We start from the raw sequence: 15,032 nt of genomic DNA on the forward strand, positions 1-15,032 counted from the left end.
GTCTTCACGCAGCGTCTACCGTCAACTGTCAACTACCAACTACCAATGACTAATTAGCATTTCTAAACTCACCCATCAAACATTCAAAATTTCGCCTTATGGCATCTGAGCTAAGGTGTTAATGAAAGTTAGCATCTTAACTATAAAAATGATTAGATTAATTACTGATTTTGACGGACCCATTATTGATGTGTCGGAGCGATACTACCGCGTATATCAATTATGTTTAGAGAAAACTCGCCATCCAGAACAAGCTGTAACGCAGTTAAGTAAAGCGGAATTTTGGCAGTTGAAGCGCTCTAAGGTTCCTGAAAAACAGATTGCTATCCTATCTGGACTAGACGAAACCCAAGCTAAAACATTTGCTAATTTGCGGCGACAAATGGTACACGCTCATCCTTACTTTCAATATGACAAACTAGCTCCAGGCGCAGTAGCAGCTTTAGAGCAAATACAGCAAGCTGGTATCGATTTAGCAGTGATGACAATGCGTCGCGTGCGCGAGCTGGACTATGCTTTCGGACAGCACGATCTAGGCAGATTTTTTCCTGAAAATCGCTGCTATTGCTTGAGCAATGATTATCTGAAAACTCGCGACATTGACGATAAACCTTTGTTGATGGCAAGGGCTTTAGTAGAATTGCCCCCTGCTAGCGATGTTTGGATGGTTGGTGATACGGAAGCGGATATTATTGCCGCGAAAAAGCACGGGATCAAAGCGATCGCAGTAGAATGCGGAATTCGCGATCGCGTTCGGCTACAACAGTACCAACCCGATTTGATTGTGAAAGATTTAAATGCAGCAGTCGAGTGCGTTCTCAACGCTGCATTTGCCCAAGCTAGCTAGTATCTCACTCTTTTCTCAGCGTAGAAAGCTAGAAATCACCCACAACAACATAAAAGTTAGGATAGTAGAAAATTGTTCTACTGTTACAATGCTGGCAATCTGGGTTTGCAACAAACTGCCGATCAGTCCACCACCAATTAAACCAACAATCAAACCCGTGGCTGTTAGCAGTACTGCTCGACCAAATTTTTGTTCTTTCCGATAGAGAAAATAGAGGCTCGAACAAACACCAACGATTAACAAAAACTGCAAGATTTGAGCGCTGACAGCGCTATAAAACACTCCAATACAGCTCAACCCTAAGTACAGCACTCCAGGCATGAGAATCTCAGTCAAGCTAGGCTTGTCTTGTATACCTTGCAGCCACGCTGGGGCTTGGGGTGCAGGCGATGAGACTTCTTTAGGGGGAGATTGGATAGCCGTCTCAGCGAAGCGGATACCTTCTGGAACCTTAATCTTTCCTTCTTGGCGCAGTCGCAAACGCTCCATTAGAATGGCATCATAAGCTGCTTCCACCGCCTCCAACAACTGCTGGTCGTTGCTGCACTGTTGCACGAGGCGAGTGCGAGCTTCTTGGATCTCGTCGAATGTCGCGTCTTCTGATACCCCAAGTTTGTCGTAGGGACTTTGCTCGATCATGTGAATTTATCGCCTTAGCGGAGTCAGGGGCGAATATAGAAAAATGTACAACGAGGCGTATGCTGTCAGCCTAGCCTATTTGGATCTATTCTAATAGACTATTGCAGTTACCGGTTGTCGTCGTACTTAACCAGAATATCACTTATTCGTTTTTTACTGTCATGTCTGCTAAGCAATGCGATCGCTGACCCTGGTTTGTACCTCAAATTTACTGAGATCGGGCACTTGCTTTACTGTTTTTGACCAGAACTGCTAAGCTTCTCTGCTCTACCTCGGTAATTGTACGAAAACGTAACATAAGTTGTAACACCGAGCCATGCTGTCGTAAATAGCACGACTGAGTTCAAGCAGAATTGAGCGATCGGCAGTCGAGCAAAAAATTTTGGTGGCACAATCTGCCGTCAGTGAGGCAATCGCAACAGTAAGCAATTGCGTAATTGGCAATTTTTGACGTTTTGCCACTGTGACTCGATTGGATGGAGAACTTCTGAAGTTATTGTGGGCTAATTGATTTGCGCGCCCGTACTGGCGATAAAATCCCAGGGGAAATTCTACTAGTATATTAGAACACCAGGGTCGATCTCAGAGTTGGCATTCCTGAATTATCGATTAATAATTGTGGTAGTTTCGATCTGCTTGTTCTAGCGCTACCACCCAGGTTGCTGAATAGGCTTTTTATTCCTTCTCTGCTCAAAGTAATGCCTATGGCTGTTGCCAAAATTCTAGTTGTTGATGACGATCCATCAATTCGTAATTTAATTCAACGCTTTTTAACCAAGCACAACTATCAGGTAGAGGCTGCCGAAGATGGTAAGACTGCCTTGGTTCTATTCGAGCAATTTAACCCCGATCTAGTCATCCTAGATGTAAATCTACCAGATACGCTTGGTTACAATCTCTGCCAAGAGATGCAAAACCGCACTAAAGTTTTTGTTCTCATGCTAACAAGTCGAGCTGATGAGGCAGACAAAATCAGAGGGTTTTCTCAAGGTGCGGATGACTATTTGACCAAACCATTTAGTTTAGGAGAGTTAGAAGTCCGAGTTGGAGCAATTTTGAAACGTCAACGAGTAGTCACGACTGCGGAAAAACAGCGTCTGGTGTTCGATAAACTGACAATCGATCCAGAACGGCGAGAAGTGACAATTAACAATGAATTGATTCCCTTAACTGCGTTGGAATTTGATTTGTTACGCTTTCTTGCTAGCCATCCAGGTCGAGTTTGGCGGCGTGCCGAGCTAATTCAAGAAGTTTGGGACTATGAATATGTAGGAGATCAGCGGGTGGTAGACGTGCATATCGGTCAGATTCGCAAAAAAATTGAAATTGATGCGGCTCAACCGATCCTGATTCAGACAGTACGTGGTGTCGGGTATAAATTTGAAGCTCCTAGTAAAGCTGGGAAAAGTCAATAGCGCGCCACTCTCAATTACAAAATCAGAGCTAGAAGGCTAAACTCTTGCTGCTGAGGGAAAAACTATAGGGTCTTCATGCGGTTGAAGACCCCTTTGTTTTGTCAGAAAATAGGGAGCAGGGAGCAGGGATAAGAGAGCTGGGGGAGCGATCGGGAGCTGAGGGAGAAAGAGCAACTGTCTTCACGCAGTGTTGCGCAGCGTCAACTGTCAACCGTCAACTGTCAACCAACAACTACCAACTACCAACGACTACTCATTCTCCATCAAGAGTGATGAAATAGGGTTTCTAGATAGACTCTAGCGGCACGGCGATCGCCATTACTGTTTTGTAGCAAAAATAGCGATAATGCTGCTGCAAACACTCGGTCTTGATCCCAATCAGGATGGGTTTCTAAGTAATTTTGCATTGATTCGTGTAATGACTCGGGAATTTCAGTCAAAATGCTAACGGTGGCGGACATGGAGAACCTCTCTTCAAACAGTTACATGAATGGGATAAGCTGACTTCCACGACATAAAAAACGCAAGTTAAAAATCCAGTTTAAAGATGCAATGCCTTCGGCAGTTCGTGCAGCAACCATAATTGCACCTGTGGCACTGAAAAATCCTCGTTGCTAAAGCATAATCATCACTTCGATGGAGCGCGATCGCCCGATCGTTTTCTCGGCAGGTTTTATAAAGGGAAGTCGCATCATTGTGCGACAAGTTTCACTGTCCCGTCAATGCTGCGAAATATTACAACGGTTCTAAACACAAAAAAATCAATACGATAGAATCTGGGTTTTGCCCACATTTTTGTCACACATCTTTACAAAATCTCTCAGATTCTCAGCAGAGAGAAAGCGATGTGAGAAATTCACAACTAGAGCAGTAAACCCAGATATCTGAAGTCATCTCTTGTGGAAAAACTCAAGCCTGCTGTGGAAAAACCCAGACTACCTGTGGAAACAGTGGGGAATACCTGGGGAAAACTCGACAGAAAAATAAGAATTGCAAAGCTCTCTGAATTTAGGGATGAGAAATGAGGAGCGAGCAGCGAGGGAGAGGACAAGGGGGACAAGGAAGACAAAGGAGACAAGAGAGAGCGGGGAGCAAATTCTTCGAGTGTTCTCCCATACTTCCCACACCACGCTCCACTCTCTTTCCCTCACTCCTCACTCCTCGCCCCTTGTTTAGCGCTAAGATGCTAGATTAGTCAACTAAAGTTGTAAGGTTAATGGCAGAAACGTTATTCTTTAATGCCCTGAAAGAAGCCATCGACGAGGAAATGGCGCGGGATTCTACTGTATTCGTTTTGGGTGAAGATGTCGGTCACTACGGCGGCTCGTATAAAGTTACAAAAGATTTGTATAAGAAATATGGCGAGTTAAGGGTACTAGACACCCCCATTGCCGAAAATAGCTTCACGGGTATGGCAGTAGGAGCAGCGATGACCGGCTTGCGACCGATCGTCGAAGGGATGAATATGGGGTTTTTGCTGCTGGCTTTTAACCAAATTTCCAACAATGCCGGAATGCTGCGCTATACCTCTGGCGGTAACTTTAAAATTCCGATGGTGATTCGCGGACCTGGGGGAGTAGGCAGACAATTGGGTGCAGAACACTCGCAGCGCTTAGAAGCATATTTTCAAGCCGTGCCTGGATTGAAGATAGTCGCTTGTTCTACTCCCTATAACGCTAAAGGATTGCTGAAATCAGCAATTCGCAACGACAATCCAGTGTTGTTCTTTGAACACGTACTGCTTTACAACCTCAAGGAAAACCTACCAGAACACGAATACCTAGTCCCGTTAGACAAAGCAGAAATCGTGCGACGTGGCGAAGACGTGACAATTTTGACCTACTCGCGAATGCGCCACCACGTCATGCAAGCAGTCAAACCGCTAGAGAAAGAGGGATACGATCCAGAAGTTATCGATCTCATTTCTCTAAAACCCCTAGATATAGAAACCATTGCTACTTCCGTCCGCAAAACACATCGCGTCATTATCGTGGAAGAGTGCATGAAAACTGGGGGTATAGCCGCAGAATTGACCGCATTAATTAACGATCGCCTCTTCGACGAATTAGATGCGCCTGTCTTGCGTCTATCTTCTCAAGACATTCCCACTCCCTACAACGGCAGTCTCGAAAGACTCACCATCGTACAACCGGAGCAAATTGTCGAAGCCGTGAAAAAGATGGTAGCCGTTCAGGTGTAAGTTTAGGGACGCTTGAGCTAAGCTCAAGCGTCCCCAGCCTCTCAAAAAGAGGTTAGTATAGCACTTGTTGCCGCAACATGTAGTATGCAAAAACAGCGATCGCTATTAGCTTTAATTGTCGTTCTCATCATCGCCGCAATTGTCGTAATTGTGAAATTTCCCGTGCCTTTGGGGTTAGACCTCCAGGGGGGTTCGCAACTGACAATTCAGGTCAAGCCTAACGAGGAAATCAAACGCATCACCGAACGCGAGTTAGAAGCAGTGCAAACTGTGGTGGAAAACCGCGTCAACGGACTAGGGGTATCGGAACCCGTGATTCAAACGGTAGGACAAGACCAAATTCTCGTCCAACTCCCAGGAGTCAACGATCCAGAACAGGCAGAAAGGGTACTGGGTGGTACAGCTCAACTGGATTTTCGCCGCGAGAATGCAGAAAGTAGAGCTTTTGTCAATAATAGGCAGCAACAAATTCAGGGATTGCTGGCAGAACAACAAAAGTTACAAAGTGCGAAGGAACGAGACGAAAAGGCGATCGCGGCAAATAATGCCCAAATAGAAGCCAAAATCAAAGAGATTACCGAGCTAGAAGCAAAGCTATTCGAGCGCACGGGGTTGACAGGGAAAAATCTCAAGTACGCTCAGGCGACACCTACACAAGGCAGCAACTGGAGTGTAGCTTTAGAATTTGATGCCAAAGGCGGCGAATTATTTGCTCAACTGACAAAAGAATTGGCAGGCACGGGCAGACGTTTGGGAATTTTTCTCGACGATAAGCCAATTAGTACGCCCGTAGTTGGTCAAGAATTTGAAAAAACAGGGATAGCAGGCGGACGAGCAGAAATTACGGGAACCTTTGATTTCGAGTCTGCGAACGAATTAGCACTGCAATTGCGGGGTGGTGCTTTACCCGTACCCGTGGAAATCGTTGAAAATCGAACTGTGGGTGCAACTTTGGGACGCGATAGCATTCAACGCAGTATTTATGCTGGGGTTGGAGGGCTGTCTTTAGTCTTGATCTTTATGGTGGTTTACTACCGTCTGCCTGGACTCATAGCCGATCTAGCGTTGGTAATTTATGCTTTGCTGACATGGGCAACTTTTGCTTTGTTGGGTGTCACCCTGACGCTGCCAGGTATCGCTGGATTTATCCTCAGTATTGGGATGGCAGTGGATGCCAACGTGCTGATTTTCGAGCGGACGCGGGAAGAATTACGGGCGGGTAAATCGCTCTATCGTTCGGTGGAATCAGGTTTTTACCGTGCCTTTTCTAGCATTTTAGATAGTAACGTTACGACTTGGATTGCTTGTGCGGCGCTGTTTTGGCTCGGTTCTGGATTGGTGAAAGGTTTTGCTCTGACGCTGGCGTTAGGGGTTGCCATGAGTATGTTTACCGCAATTACCTGTAGTCGTACCTTCTTAATGTTGGCGATCGCAATTCCCAGTTTGCGCAAACCAGAGTTATACTGTCCGAGCTTGCCAGCATCGAATAAGGCACAGGGGGCGACATGAAACTCAATATCAACAAACAGCGATCGCTTTGGTGGGGAGTTTCCCTAATCGTGATTCTGGCTGGTTTAGTGGCGATGGGGATTTCTTGGCAGAAATATGGTGCGCCACTGCGTCCGAGCCTCGATTTTGTGGGTGGAACGCGATTGCAACTCCAGCGCGACTGCTCTAAACCAGAAAACTGCGCCAAACCAATTGATATCAATGCCGTCCGTCAAGTCATGTCCGAGCGCGGATTAGGCAATAGTAGCATTCAACTGCTCAGTGACGAACGCGGACAACAACAAGGGATTTTGATTCGGACAAAGACTCTCAATGTTGACGAGAGGACGCAGTTACAGCAAACACTGACTCAAGAAATTGGCGCGTTCGATCCCAAAGCAACCCAAATCGACACAGTAGGTCCAACCATCGGACAACAGTTGTTATCTTCGGGTTTAATTGCTCTCCTCGTCTCCTTTGCCGGAATTGTCGTTTATTTAAGTCTACGTTTCCAGTTAGACTACGCCATATTTGCGATCGTGGCTCTGTTCCACGATGTTTTGATTACCACCGGGATTTTCGGGATTCTTGGCTTAGTCCAAGGCACTGAAGTTGATAGTTTATTTATCGTTGCGTTGCTAACAATTACGGGTTTTTCTGTCAATGACACGGTGGTAATTTACGATCGCATTCGCGAAACTCTGAAAATTAGCCCCGATTTACCAATAGACCAAGTGGTAGACAATGCGGTAAATCAAACCTTGGGGCGATCGATCAACACCACCTTAACCGTCTTGCTGACTTTGCTCACCTTATTCATCTTTGGTGGCGAAACGCTGAAAAACTTTGCCTTAGCACTCATGATCGGTTTCGCTGCTGGGGCATACTCTAGTATTTTTATCGCCAGTACCCTACTTTCCTTGTGGCGAGAACGTACAGGTCAATCTCAAAACAGCAACCAGTTATCAGCAACCAGTGACCAGTGAACAGTTATCAGTGACTAGCGGTTAGTGACTAGTGACTAGATAAAGAATTCAGCCACTAGCCACCAGCCACTAGCCCCTCACCGACTCTCGACTCCCCCATCAGATGCAGCCAGAAGATCCGCCCTTTGTGCCGATAGAACTTGACCCAACTTTTGAGCGACAAGTACAAAAGCTGTATCTGCTTATTGCCTATTGTAGATGGTTGGTTGTGGGATGTTTGTGGTTGAGTGTTGGTGTTTTAAGTCTTTGGGGACTGCGTTATGAAATTAGTTTATTGTTGCAATATTTCACTTGGGTAGCCGTACGATACGGGCTTTATTATAAGCCTCTACCCACTTTTGGTTTGGCTTGTTGCGCGGTCATGACAATTTCTAATCTCCTTTGGCAGGGGCGCATTTTACTATTTGGACTACCGCCAAAGGAGTTACGGCGCTTAACGAAACAAGTACAGCAAATTCGCCAGCAAGGTAAAAGCCATCCTTTGTGGAAATGGGTTTGTCAGTAGAAGTGTGAGGGGTAAGAGACGAAATTCTTTCTAGTTTTCTGTTGCTTCCGAGACGGTTTCAGGTTCGAGAATTACCAAAGGGATCGTTAATTGCAGTCGCGTGTAAGATTCATGCTCTTCGTCTATTGATGTTGAGTTTGGTATTGATAAGATTTCTAGCCGACATTGCATTAAGTCTAGAAGAGTCTGCGCTAAAAGCAAAATCATTCCTGGTGAAAATGCAAAATCTTCGATCGCTAATGGTGATAAACGATCGCTCTGAGATAAATCGATTGAGTCCGACCAAATCTGATGTGGGAGTTCGGCATCTAGCCAAATTGCCATCTCGTTAGTAGCAAGATAGGGATGGGTAGAAACGAGAATTTTTCCTTCTGGCATTTGAGTCAAACAAATGTCAAGTAGATCGATCGCGACTTGCCGCAACCAGCGCGGGTCGGCTAAGACATAAGTTTCGATTTCAGGTAGGGAGAGTTGTAACCGCAAATTGCGATTAGCAGCAATCAGATAAGTAGAATTATAAACGTCTGTCAATAGCGCGGCTAAATTAATTGGCTGAATTTCTAGCTGAGACCTGCCATGTTCTAGTCGAGAAACGTCGATCGCCCGATCCATTAAATTCATAAGCTTCAAAGCTGACTGATGAGCTTGGGCAATAAATGTCCTCTCTTCCGCAGGGTCATCGCATAGATCGGATAAAATCAATTGGTGTAGACCGATTAAACTATTGAGCGGCGATCGCAATTCATGGGCAGTTCTGGTCAAAAATCCTGCTTTAAACTGGCACATCTTCCGTGCTAGCTGATAGGCAATCTGGCTTTGCTGTAGCTGACTTTGTAGAGCCAGAATCTCATTTCTATCCGCTGTGGAAGGTTTCTGCTCAGTTGTGGGAGCGTTAGCAATATTAGCATTCACAAGCGATCGCTTAGACTTGCCTAGAAACCAGCTTCCACTTATACCTAAGCTCAGTCCTAACAACAGCCCCAAGAATAAATACACCCATTCATTCCAGCTCATAACTTCCCAAAGACTCACACCACAAAAAATTGAAATCTTATCCTGAGTTTGGTAGTATTGAGCTTCTCTCGACCAAGATAGTTCCGTAGTTAACAGACTGATAATTATATCTCTAAAACTACCGCTCCTTGGCGCAAAATTACCCAACCACTACCCATCCACTTAGCTACAGTAGAAGGAACGCCGATTCCAGAAACATCTGAGATTTGTAGGGATAAAACATCGGGAAACTGAGCTGCAATCTCTGTCATAGTCTCTAATGGCGGTTGTCCCGATAAATTAGCGCTGGTGGTAGCTAGAGGTCCAGTTTGAGCTAGAATCTCTCGCGCGATCGCGCTTTGAGGGACGCGCACGCCTATAGTCGTCGGATCGGTAGGGTTCATGGCTTTAGGGACGCGATCGCTTGCTGGCAGTACCAAAGTCAAAGCCCCAGCCCAGTATCGTGCCGCTACCTGTTGCCAAACTTGCCAATCTGCTTCCGTTCCCACCACGTAATCCCACACATCTTCTGCCTTTGCTCCCATCAAAATCAACGGCTTATCTTGACTGCGCTGTTTGGTGGCAAAAATTAGCTCGGCTCGTTCGGGTAAAGCTGCCAATGCAGGAACGGTATCAGTAGGAAAGCTAACCACGCAACCAGCGCGGACACCAGCAACCAGTTCTGTAATTGAAACTTGGGGCATGAAAGAAGGGAGTAGGGAGCAGGGAGCAGGGAGTCGGGGAAAGAGAGCAGAGGAGCAGAGGGGCAGAGGAGCAGAGGAGCAGAGGGGAAAATCAATTCAATATCCAAAATCCCCACACCACACCCCACACCCTACACCCCACACCCTATCTACTACTAGCCACCAACCACTAGCCACTGATAACTGATAACTGTTCACTGATTCGCGGTAGATGATTTTTGTCCTATTTGAGGTTCCGTACCATCTAGTAAGCGTTGAATATTGCTCTTGTGACGCAGAATGACGTAGATACCACCTACTATCCCAAACAGTACATAAGGTAAAGGTTGATGAAACAGCAGCATCAACAGCGAAACTGCGATCGCGCCTGCGATCGAACTGAGCGAAACGATCCGCGAGATGGCGATCGCAACACCAAATACCCCGACAGTTGCTAAAGCAACCTGCCAACTCATCGCCAATAATACGCCCAAACTCGTAGCGACAGATTTACCCCCACTAAACCCTAACCAAATCGACTTGCTATGTCCCAAAATGGCTGCTAACCCCGATAACGTTACCATCCAAGACAGCCATAGTGCAGGGTCAACAGTAGGAGGTAGAAGATTTTGTCCAGTAGCAAAGCTAAACGGCCAAGGTACGAGGGCGATCGCTAAAACTCCTTTGAGAGCATCAATAACTAATACAAATGCTCCTGGTCCCTTGCCTAAGGTTCTCAAAACATTTGTTGCTCCAGTTGAACCAGAACCGTGTTCGCGAATATCAATTCCTTTTAAAAGTTTTGCTAGCGTGTAACCAGTGGGCGTAGAGCCAATTAGATACGCTACTAGTAAAGTTACTACGCACAGAGTGAGCCAGATAGTCATGTGTGAGGGGTTAGGGTGAGGAAAAGAACGGGCAAGGGAAAAGTTGTAAGTCGTAAGTCGTAAGTCGTAAGTGACAAAACAATTACCAATTACCAACTACCAACTACCCAATTAATAATCAAAATCTCTTTCTCTAAGAGTTTGGGGATCGGGGGCAAAGGCTAGTAATAGAGGGAATTGTAGCAGAGAGAGGCTAATTTTTTCCTCAGAGTCATCAATGATAATCAGTGGCATTTGATTGGCTTCGATCGCTCTTTCGGCTCTGACGGCAGCTGCTTCTGCATCTTCAAACAAGGTTACACCGCGATCGGGTCCAAAATCCGTGCGAGAAATGCCAAGACAATCTTGCAAGCCCCGCCGCCAATCTCCCAGCCGTTCGGGAGTATTAGCTAACACCAAGATGCGGAGGCGAGTATCGTACAAGGTGTATAGAATTGAAATAATCGCCGAGCTAATTAAAATATTTTGCAGGCGACTACCTGTAGTTCGTAAAGCACCTCGTCCTCCTTGCTTGAAAAACCAATTGGATACTCGTTCCGCCTGCACTGGTTCAAAGGTGCGGCGCAGTTGCCAAGGGGGACCGTAATAATCTGGTTGGTTGCGGTATTGGTCGAGCAGGCGGCGAATTTGTTTTGTGGTAGCTTGAAATCTCTGTTCGGTAAATTGAGGCGCGGCGGGTTGCTCCGGCTCTTGAGGTTTGGGTTGTCTGACTGCTGGTTGCGGCTCTGGTCTAGTTTTTGGTGCTAGCTCTAATTGCTCTACTGCTGTTGCCAAATCTTGCAAGCTGCCTGTGAGATAGTCTTTAAAACCCTGCACTCGAATTGCTAAATCTTGGGAAACTCCAGCAAAACTTGTCCGCATCTCCGACCGAATGCGTTCTTGCCGCCGTTCTAACTGCTCGATTGAAATTTGTAATGCTTGCTTGCGTTGCTCCATTTGAGCAAGACCTTCTTGTACCACTTTACTCATAGCAGATTGAGTTTGCGCTAACTGAGCAGATAGCTGTTTGTATGTTGCTTGGAGACTGGCAATTTCTTGTCTTAAGGCTTGTTCCTGCTGTTGCAGTTGAGACAAGTTGGATGGTTTTGCCAGTGGAATTAGCGGCGTTTCCGCTGGAGTTTCTCGTGCAGAATTTGGCGTTACTAACTCTTGCAAAAACTCATCTTCTGCTTCTTCGGATGGCGAGGCAAAAAAGTTAAAGTTTTCTAAATCTAAGTCCGTATCTGTATCTTTATCTGTATTAGATTCAGATTGAGATTCATCAAGTAAATTTATTTCTTCTAATTTTCCATTTGGTTCATCCGTCGAGAAGTTTAGAGGTTTGTCTTGTTCCTCTGAATCTTCCCAAGGTTGATTATCTGGTTTTGGTGTTTGGGATTCATCTGAAGTCATAATCAGTTATCAGTTATCAGTTATCAATTATCAGTGACTAGTGGCTGGTGACTAGTGGCTGGTGACTAGTGATTAGAATTGCTCCTCTGCGCCTCCGCCTCCTTGTCTCTCTCTGCTCCCATTCTTCGAGAAAGGCTATCCTCCGAGAAGCTACCCTTCGGGTGTCCACGCCTTACTACAGCTTCGCGACGCTCTCTTCTAGCCTCTAGCTCCTAGTCTTGGACAGCGTTGCTCTAGACAAGTTTGTAGCATTTTGGGGTCGAAGAGAATGGGCAAAAAGTGAATGCTTTTCACTTCTCGAAAGTAGAACAGGATTGGGACTTGATGCCAAAAAATTTCCCAATGTTGCCATTCTTGATAGGGAAAGTGCCGGATGATAGTTTCTCCTCTGTAGATATCTAAGGCAGTTTCAGTGAATTGTAGCCGTAGGGTTGTAGCTTGAAACATCAGAAACAAACCAAATAAGGCAATTATGCCACCTATCCAAGCTGAAATGAGTATTAAAGGAATTGCCCCTAAGACTATGAATAAAGGCAGCTTATAGCTGGGAGCAAGCTGAACGGTTGATGTCACAGATGGGGAAGTCGTCACTGTTTTTGTCCTGCCTGAACAATAGACTCTAACACTCTTATTTTAAGGTTCAGTAGGAATAGGCATGAGGGGTTAGAGACTGGGGACTCGGTGCTGGAGTAAGAATATGGGGATGAGGGAGGCTAAGGGTTAGTATTACAACACTGCATCCTGTATTGCTCGGCGCAGCACCGCCCGTGCCAGCAAGCGCGTGGAATCGAGGGTTGGCAACGACTTGGGCAATGTGCAGCCAAGGTAACGGCGATCGCGGTTCAATGTTAGATAGTGCCTGGTGGATAGTGTTGTCAGGATAGATCGGGCGATCGGTAAGTAAGTTGTGCAGCACTGCTCGGTAGTATCTCTTTTCTAGCCTCTCTTCGGTTCACAACGTCGATCGCCCCAAGCCTTGAAACATGACCCAAGATAAGAAAAAGTTCATGATGAAGATCGATAGTAGCGCCGTGACTACAGCAGCTGTAGTTGATTGTCCGACTCCCTTTGCTCCTCCTGTGGTTGTCAAACCCCAACTGCATCCAATAATTGCGATCGTTGCTCCGAAAACAGCACCTTTGATTAAGGCACTGGTAACATCCCAGACATCTAAGAAATTGCGGGCTGAATCAATAAATACGCTCTGAGATAGGCGATACAAGTTGGTTGCGATCGCTAAGCCGCCAATCATACCTGTAATTGCAGATAATAGGGTCAAAATTGGCAGCATGACGCAGCAGGCTAACACGCGCGGAATGACCAGATAATCAATTGGATCGGTTTTGAGCATATAAAGAGCGTCAATCTGCTCTGTGACACGCATCGTACCAATTTCCGCCGCAAATGCGGAACCAACTCGCCCTGCAAGAACTACAGCTGTTAATACAGGTGCGAGTTCCCGAGTTAAGGCAAGAGCTAAGACCCCGCCAACTGTTGTCCCAGCTCCAAATCGAATAAATTCCCGCGCTACTTGAATTGTAAAAACTGCGCCGACAAACACTGCTGTGATGAGGGCGATTAGCAATGAGTCCGGTCCCACTGCTGCCATCTGTTCTACAGTATTTCGGCGATGAATCCTACCTTGGAGCAAGTGAATTAGGACTTGCCCGCCTAGTAAAATTGCTGCCAGCAATCGCTGACTCCATACCCCCAGGAAAGAACTTGGTCTGACTTCGCTCAATTTTCCTCTGCTCGATAAACTCTGTGTCCAGAATAACTAAGTTCAGAATAACGTAGGTTCAGAATAACTAGGCTCAGAATAACTAGATTTCACTCTAGTCATAGATAGATTTGTGCCTTATTGTGTCGTTCGATCGCACCGTCTTGTCAAGGTTCGCTTCGTCAATGTTTACCAATTTTTAAGCGAATCTGAGAAATTTGTCGGTCAACTCAAGTAGGAAGTCGTTGTTAGGGACGGATGCTGCGATCGCCTACCGTGTCTTACTTACTAGCAATAAAAATACGTTACAGTCTCGCCACGCTCCGCTAGAAAAATTTAATCTAATTCCCCAATCGTTAATATCGCTTTGAAGTTGTAGACAAAACTTTTAACGATCGCTTAAGATTTTTGAAATTTGCGGCAACGGTAGGCGATCGCTCTTATTGTAGAAAGTGGCACTCGTATCGGATTTTCATTGTCAACCGATTGACTAGAGTACGCTTCATGAGCATTCTGCCTAACTTTCTCCGTTCTCTATTACTGACAATTATTCTGAGCTTTGTCGTCCCCACATTTCTCATTGGTGGGGGTTTAGCAAGCGTGTCTCTGCTAAAGTTCATACCTGGCTTGCAAGGAATCGGTCAGGCAATTGCTTCTGCTATGCAACAGTTCTTAGCTACGTTTGGCAGTGGTAGTGCTTGGCGAGGGCTGTGTATCATCGGTATGACTTGTAGTTTAGTCGGAGCGCTGTTCGATACATATGCGTTCTACCGCTATCAAAATCTGCGGGGCGACTGATAACTGATAACTGATAATTGATAACTGATTAAAATAGCAAACCCGCCTCAGTTATTTATGGGAGGCGGGTTATTCAGAGAGTTTGGATTTAGTTAAAAGCAGCAAAAACTAGATGAACTCAAATAGGGTGGACAAATTCGCAATTTACCTGACAATCAAACTTGGCTTGTATTTGTCGCTCAATCGGGACTCTTTAGTAAACCGGACACCTCCTTTTATCTGCTAGAAAGTAGAAATATTTAGGCAAGAACGTTTCTTTCACTCAACGTTTCTTCTACTACAAGTGAGGTATTGTCAAGTTCAGGTACTTTGCGGTAGGACTAGAGCGGGAGGCACAGGCTCTAATCTCTAAGAGTTTTTTCTCTTAAGAATCTCCTTTTGTGCCTTCATTTAAAGTAGCATGGCTTTCTTCGGGCAGAGCTTGCTAATTTATTAAAGTTTATGAGGTTTCATGGGTTGTAATAATTGCTAAAAACTGT

The 15,032-nt window shown here is 45.6% G+C and carries 20 protein-coding genes; 10 read left to right on the top strand and 10 right to left on the bottom strand.

Features of this window, described 5'->3' with window-relative positions; translation table 11 throughout:
• Nucleotides 1-148 precede the first annotated feature (148 nt).
• Nucleotides 149-847: an HAD family hydrolase gene (locus QH73_RS17865; RefSeq protein ID WP_039716065.1), complete on the top strand. Its 699-nt coding sequence runs from the start codon at nucleotides 149-151 to the stop codon at nucleotides 845-847.
• 15 nt (nucleotides 848-862) lie between these two features.
• On the opposite strand, the gene QH73_RS17870 is transcribed toward QH73_RS17865, so the two are convergent.
• The gene (locus tag QH73_RS17870; RefSeq protein ID WP_039716064.1) at nucleotides 863-1,486 is read right to left on the bottom strand and encodes a CPP1-like family protein; all 624 of its coding nucleotides are present in this window, start codon (nucleotides 1,484-1,486) and stop codon (nucleotides 863-865) included.
• 267 nt (nucleotides 1,487-1,753) lie between these two features.
• Nucleotides 1,754-1,948, bottom strand: coding sequence for a hypothetical protein (locus tag QH73_RS17875; RefSeq protein WP_132867346.1), 195 nt, complete (start codon nucleotides 1,946-1,948; stop codon nucleotides 1,754-1,756).
• Between the two features lie 242 nt (nucleotides 1,949-2,190).
• Here QH73_RS17875 and QH73_RS17880 point away from each other — a divergent pair, with 242 nt between their 5' ends.
• Together QH73_RS17880 and QH73_RS17885 are read left to right on the top strand one after the other, a co-directional pair.
• Nucleotides 2,191-2,901, top strand: a complete 711-nt coding sequence (locus QH73_RS17880) for a response regulator transcription factor (protein ID WP_039716063.1) — start codon at nucleotides 2,191-2,193, stop codon at nucleotides 2,899-2,901.
• A 98-nt stretch (nucleotides 2,902-2,999) separates the two neighbouring features.
• A complete protein-coding gene (locus tag QH73_RS17885; protein ID WP_132867347.1) occupies nucleotides 3,000-3,182 on the top strand; it encodes a hypothetical protein in 183 nt (60 codons plus the stop codon).
• Here the strand turns inward: QH73_RS17885 and QH73_RS17890 are convergent.
• Nucleotides 3,165-3,362 (bottom strand): DUF2811 domain-containing protein, encoded by a 198-nt coding sequence (locus QH73_RS17890; RefSeq protein WP_015153536.1) that lies wholly within the window; start codon nucleotides 3,360-3,362, stop codon nucleotides 3,165-3,167. The genes QH73_RS17885 and QH73_RS17890 overlap by 18 nt on opposite strands.
• 560 nt (nucleotides 3,363-3,922) lie before the next feature.
• Between QH73_RS17890 and QH73_RS17895 the strand changes: the two genes are divergently transcribed.
• The 5 genes from QH73_RS17895 (at nucleotide 3,923) to QH73_RS17915 (ending at nucleotide 8,080) form a co-directional block, all read left to right on the top strand.
• Entirely contained in the window at nucleotides 3,923-4,096 is a 174-nt protein-coding gene (locus QH73_RS17895; protein WP_165587728.1) for a hypothetical protein, read from the top strand.
• A gap of 21 nt (nucleotides 4,097-4,117) precedes the next feature.
• The gene (locus QH73_RS17900) at nucleotides 4,118-5,101 is read left to right on the top strand and encodes an alpha-ketoacid dehydrogenase subunit beta (RefSeq protein ID WP_039716062.1); all 984 of its coding nucleotides are present in this window, start codon (nucleotides 4,118-4,120) and stop codon (nucleotides 5,099-5,101) included.
• An 84-nt stretch (nucleotides 5,102-5,185) separates the two neighbouring features.
• Nucleotides 5,186-6,610 carry a protein translocase subunit SecD gene (gene secD / locus QH73_RS17905; RefSeq protein WP_039716061.1) on the top strand — a complete coding sequence of 475 codons (1,425 nt, stop codon included), beginning with the start codon at nucleotides 5,186-5,188 and terminating at the stop codon, nucleotides 6,608-6,610.
• Nucleotides 6,607-7,575 (top strand): protein translocase subunit SecF, encoded by a 969-nt coding sequence (gene secF, locus QH73_RS17910; protein ID WP_039716060.1) that lies wholly within the window; start codon nucleotides 6,607-6,609, stop codon nucleotides 7,573-7,575. The genes secD and secF overlap by 4 nt, the downstream gene beginning before the upstream one ends.
• Before the next feature lie 103 nt (nucleotides 7,576-7,678).
• Entirely contained in the window at nucleotides 7,679-8,080 is a 402-nt protein-coding gene (locus QH73_RS17915) for a hypothetical protein (RefSeq protein ID WP_039716059.1), read from the top strand.
• 30 nt (nucleotides 8,081-8,110) lie between these two features.
• Here QH73_RS17915 and QH73_RS17920 read toward each other — a convergent pair whose 3' ends face one another.
• Together QH73_RS17920 and QH73_RS17925 are read right to left on the bottom strand one after the other, a co-directional pair.
• Entirely contained in the window at nucleotides 8,111-9,094 is a 984-nt protein-coding gene (locus QH73_RS17920; RefSeq protein ID WP_039716058.1) for a sensor histidine kinase, read from the bottom strand.
• Between the two features lie 104 nt (nucleotides 9,095-9,198).
• Nucleotides 9,199-9,777, bottom strand: coding sequence for an L-threonylcarbamoyladenylate synthase (locus QH73_RS17925; RefSeq protein WP_039716057.1), 579 nt, complete (start codon nucleotides 9,775-9,777; stop codon nucleotides 9,199-9,201).
• Here QH73_RS17925 and QH73_RS17930 point away from each other — a divergent pair.
• Nucleotides 9,776-9,964 (top strand): hypothetical protein, encoded by a 189-nt coding sequence (locus tag QH73_RS17930; RefSeq protein ID WP_132867349.1) that lies wholly within the window; start codon nucleotides 9,776-9,778, stop codon nucleotides 9,962-9,964. The genes QH73_RS17925 and QH73_RS17930 overlap by 2 nt on opposite strands.
• A gap of 7 nt (nucleotides 9,965-9,971) precedes the next feature.
• Here the strand turns inward: QH73_RS17930 and plsY are convergent, their stop codons facing one another.
• The 5 genes from plsY to QH73_RS17955 form a co-directional block, all read right to left on the bottom strand.
• Nucleotides 9,972-10,643 (bottom strand): glycerol-3-phosphate 1-O-acyltransferase PlsY, encoded by a 672-nt coding sequence (gene plsY / locus QH73_RS17935; protein ID WP_039716056.1) that lies wholly within the window; start codon nucleotides 10,641-10,643, stop codon nucleotides 9,972-9,974.
• Between the two features lie 111 nt (nucleotides 10,644-10,754).
• A complete protein-coding gene (locus QH73_RS17940) occupies nucleotides 10,755-12,035 on the bottom strand; it encodes a DUF3086 domain-containing protein (protein WP_039716055.1) in 1,281 nt (426 codons plus the stop codon).
• Nucleotides 12,036-12,233: 198 nt separating this feature from the next.
• Nucleotides 12,234-12,626 (bottom strand): DUF3119 family protein, encoded by a 393-nt coding sequence (locus QH73_RS17945; RefSeq protein ID WP_039716054.1) that lies wholly within the window; start codon nucleotides 12,624-12,626, stop codon nucleotides 12,234-12,236.
• Between the two features lie 49 nt (nucleotides 12,627-12,675).
• Nucleotides 12,676-12,951, bottom strand: coding sequence for a hypothetical protein (locus QH73_RS27865; protein ID WP_201278211.1), 276 nt, complete (start codon nucleotides 12,949-12,951; stop codon nucleotides 12,676-12,678).
• Nucleotides 12,952-12,987: 36 nt separating this feature from the next.
• The gene (locus QH73_RS17955) at nucleotides 12,988-13,776 is read right to left on the bottom strand and encodes an MlaE family lipid ABC transporter permease subunit (RefSeq protein ID WP_039716053.1); all 789 of its coding nucleotides are present in this window, start codon (nucleotides 13,774-13,776) and stop codon (nucleotides 12,988-12,990) included.
• Between the two features lie 387 nt (nucleotides 13,777-14,163).
• Between QH73_RS17955 and QH73_RS17960 the strand changes: the two genes are divergently transcribed.
• The gene (locus QH73_RS17960) at nucleotides 14,164-14,553 is read left to right on the top strand and encodes a hypothetical protein (RefSeq protein ID WP_309476506.1); all 390 of its coding nucleotides are present in this window, start codon (nucleotides 14,164-14,166) and stop codon (nucleotides 14,551-14,553) included.
• The last annotated feature ends 479 nt before the right edge of the window (nucleotides 14,554-15,032 follow it).

This window comes from Scytonema millei VB511283, from assembly GCF_000817735.3.
In the GTDB taxonomy this organism is placed as follows: Bacteria; Cyanobacteriota; Cyanobacteriia; order Cyanobacteriales; family Chroococcidiopsidaceae; genus Chroococcidiopsis; species Chroococcidiopsis millei_B.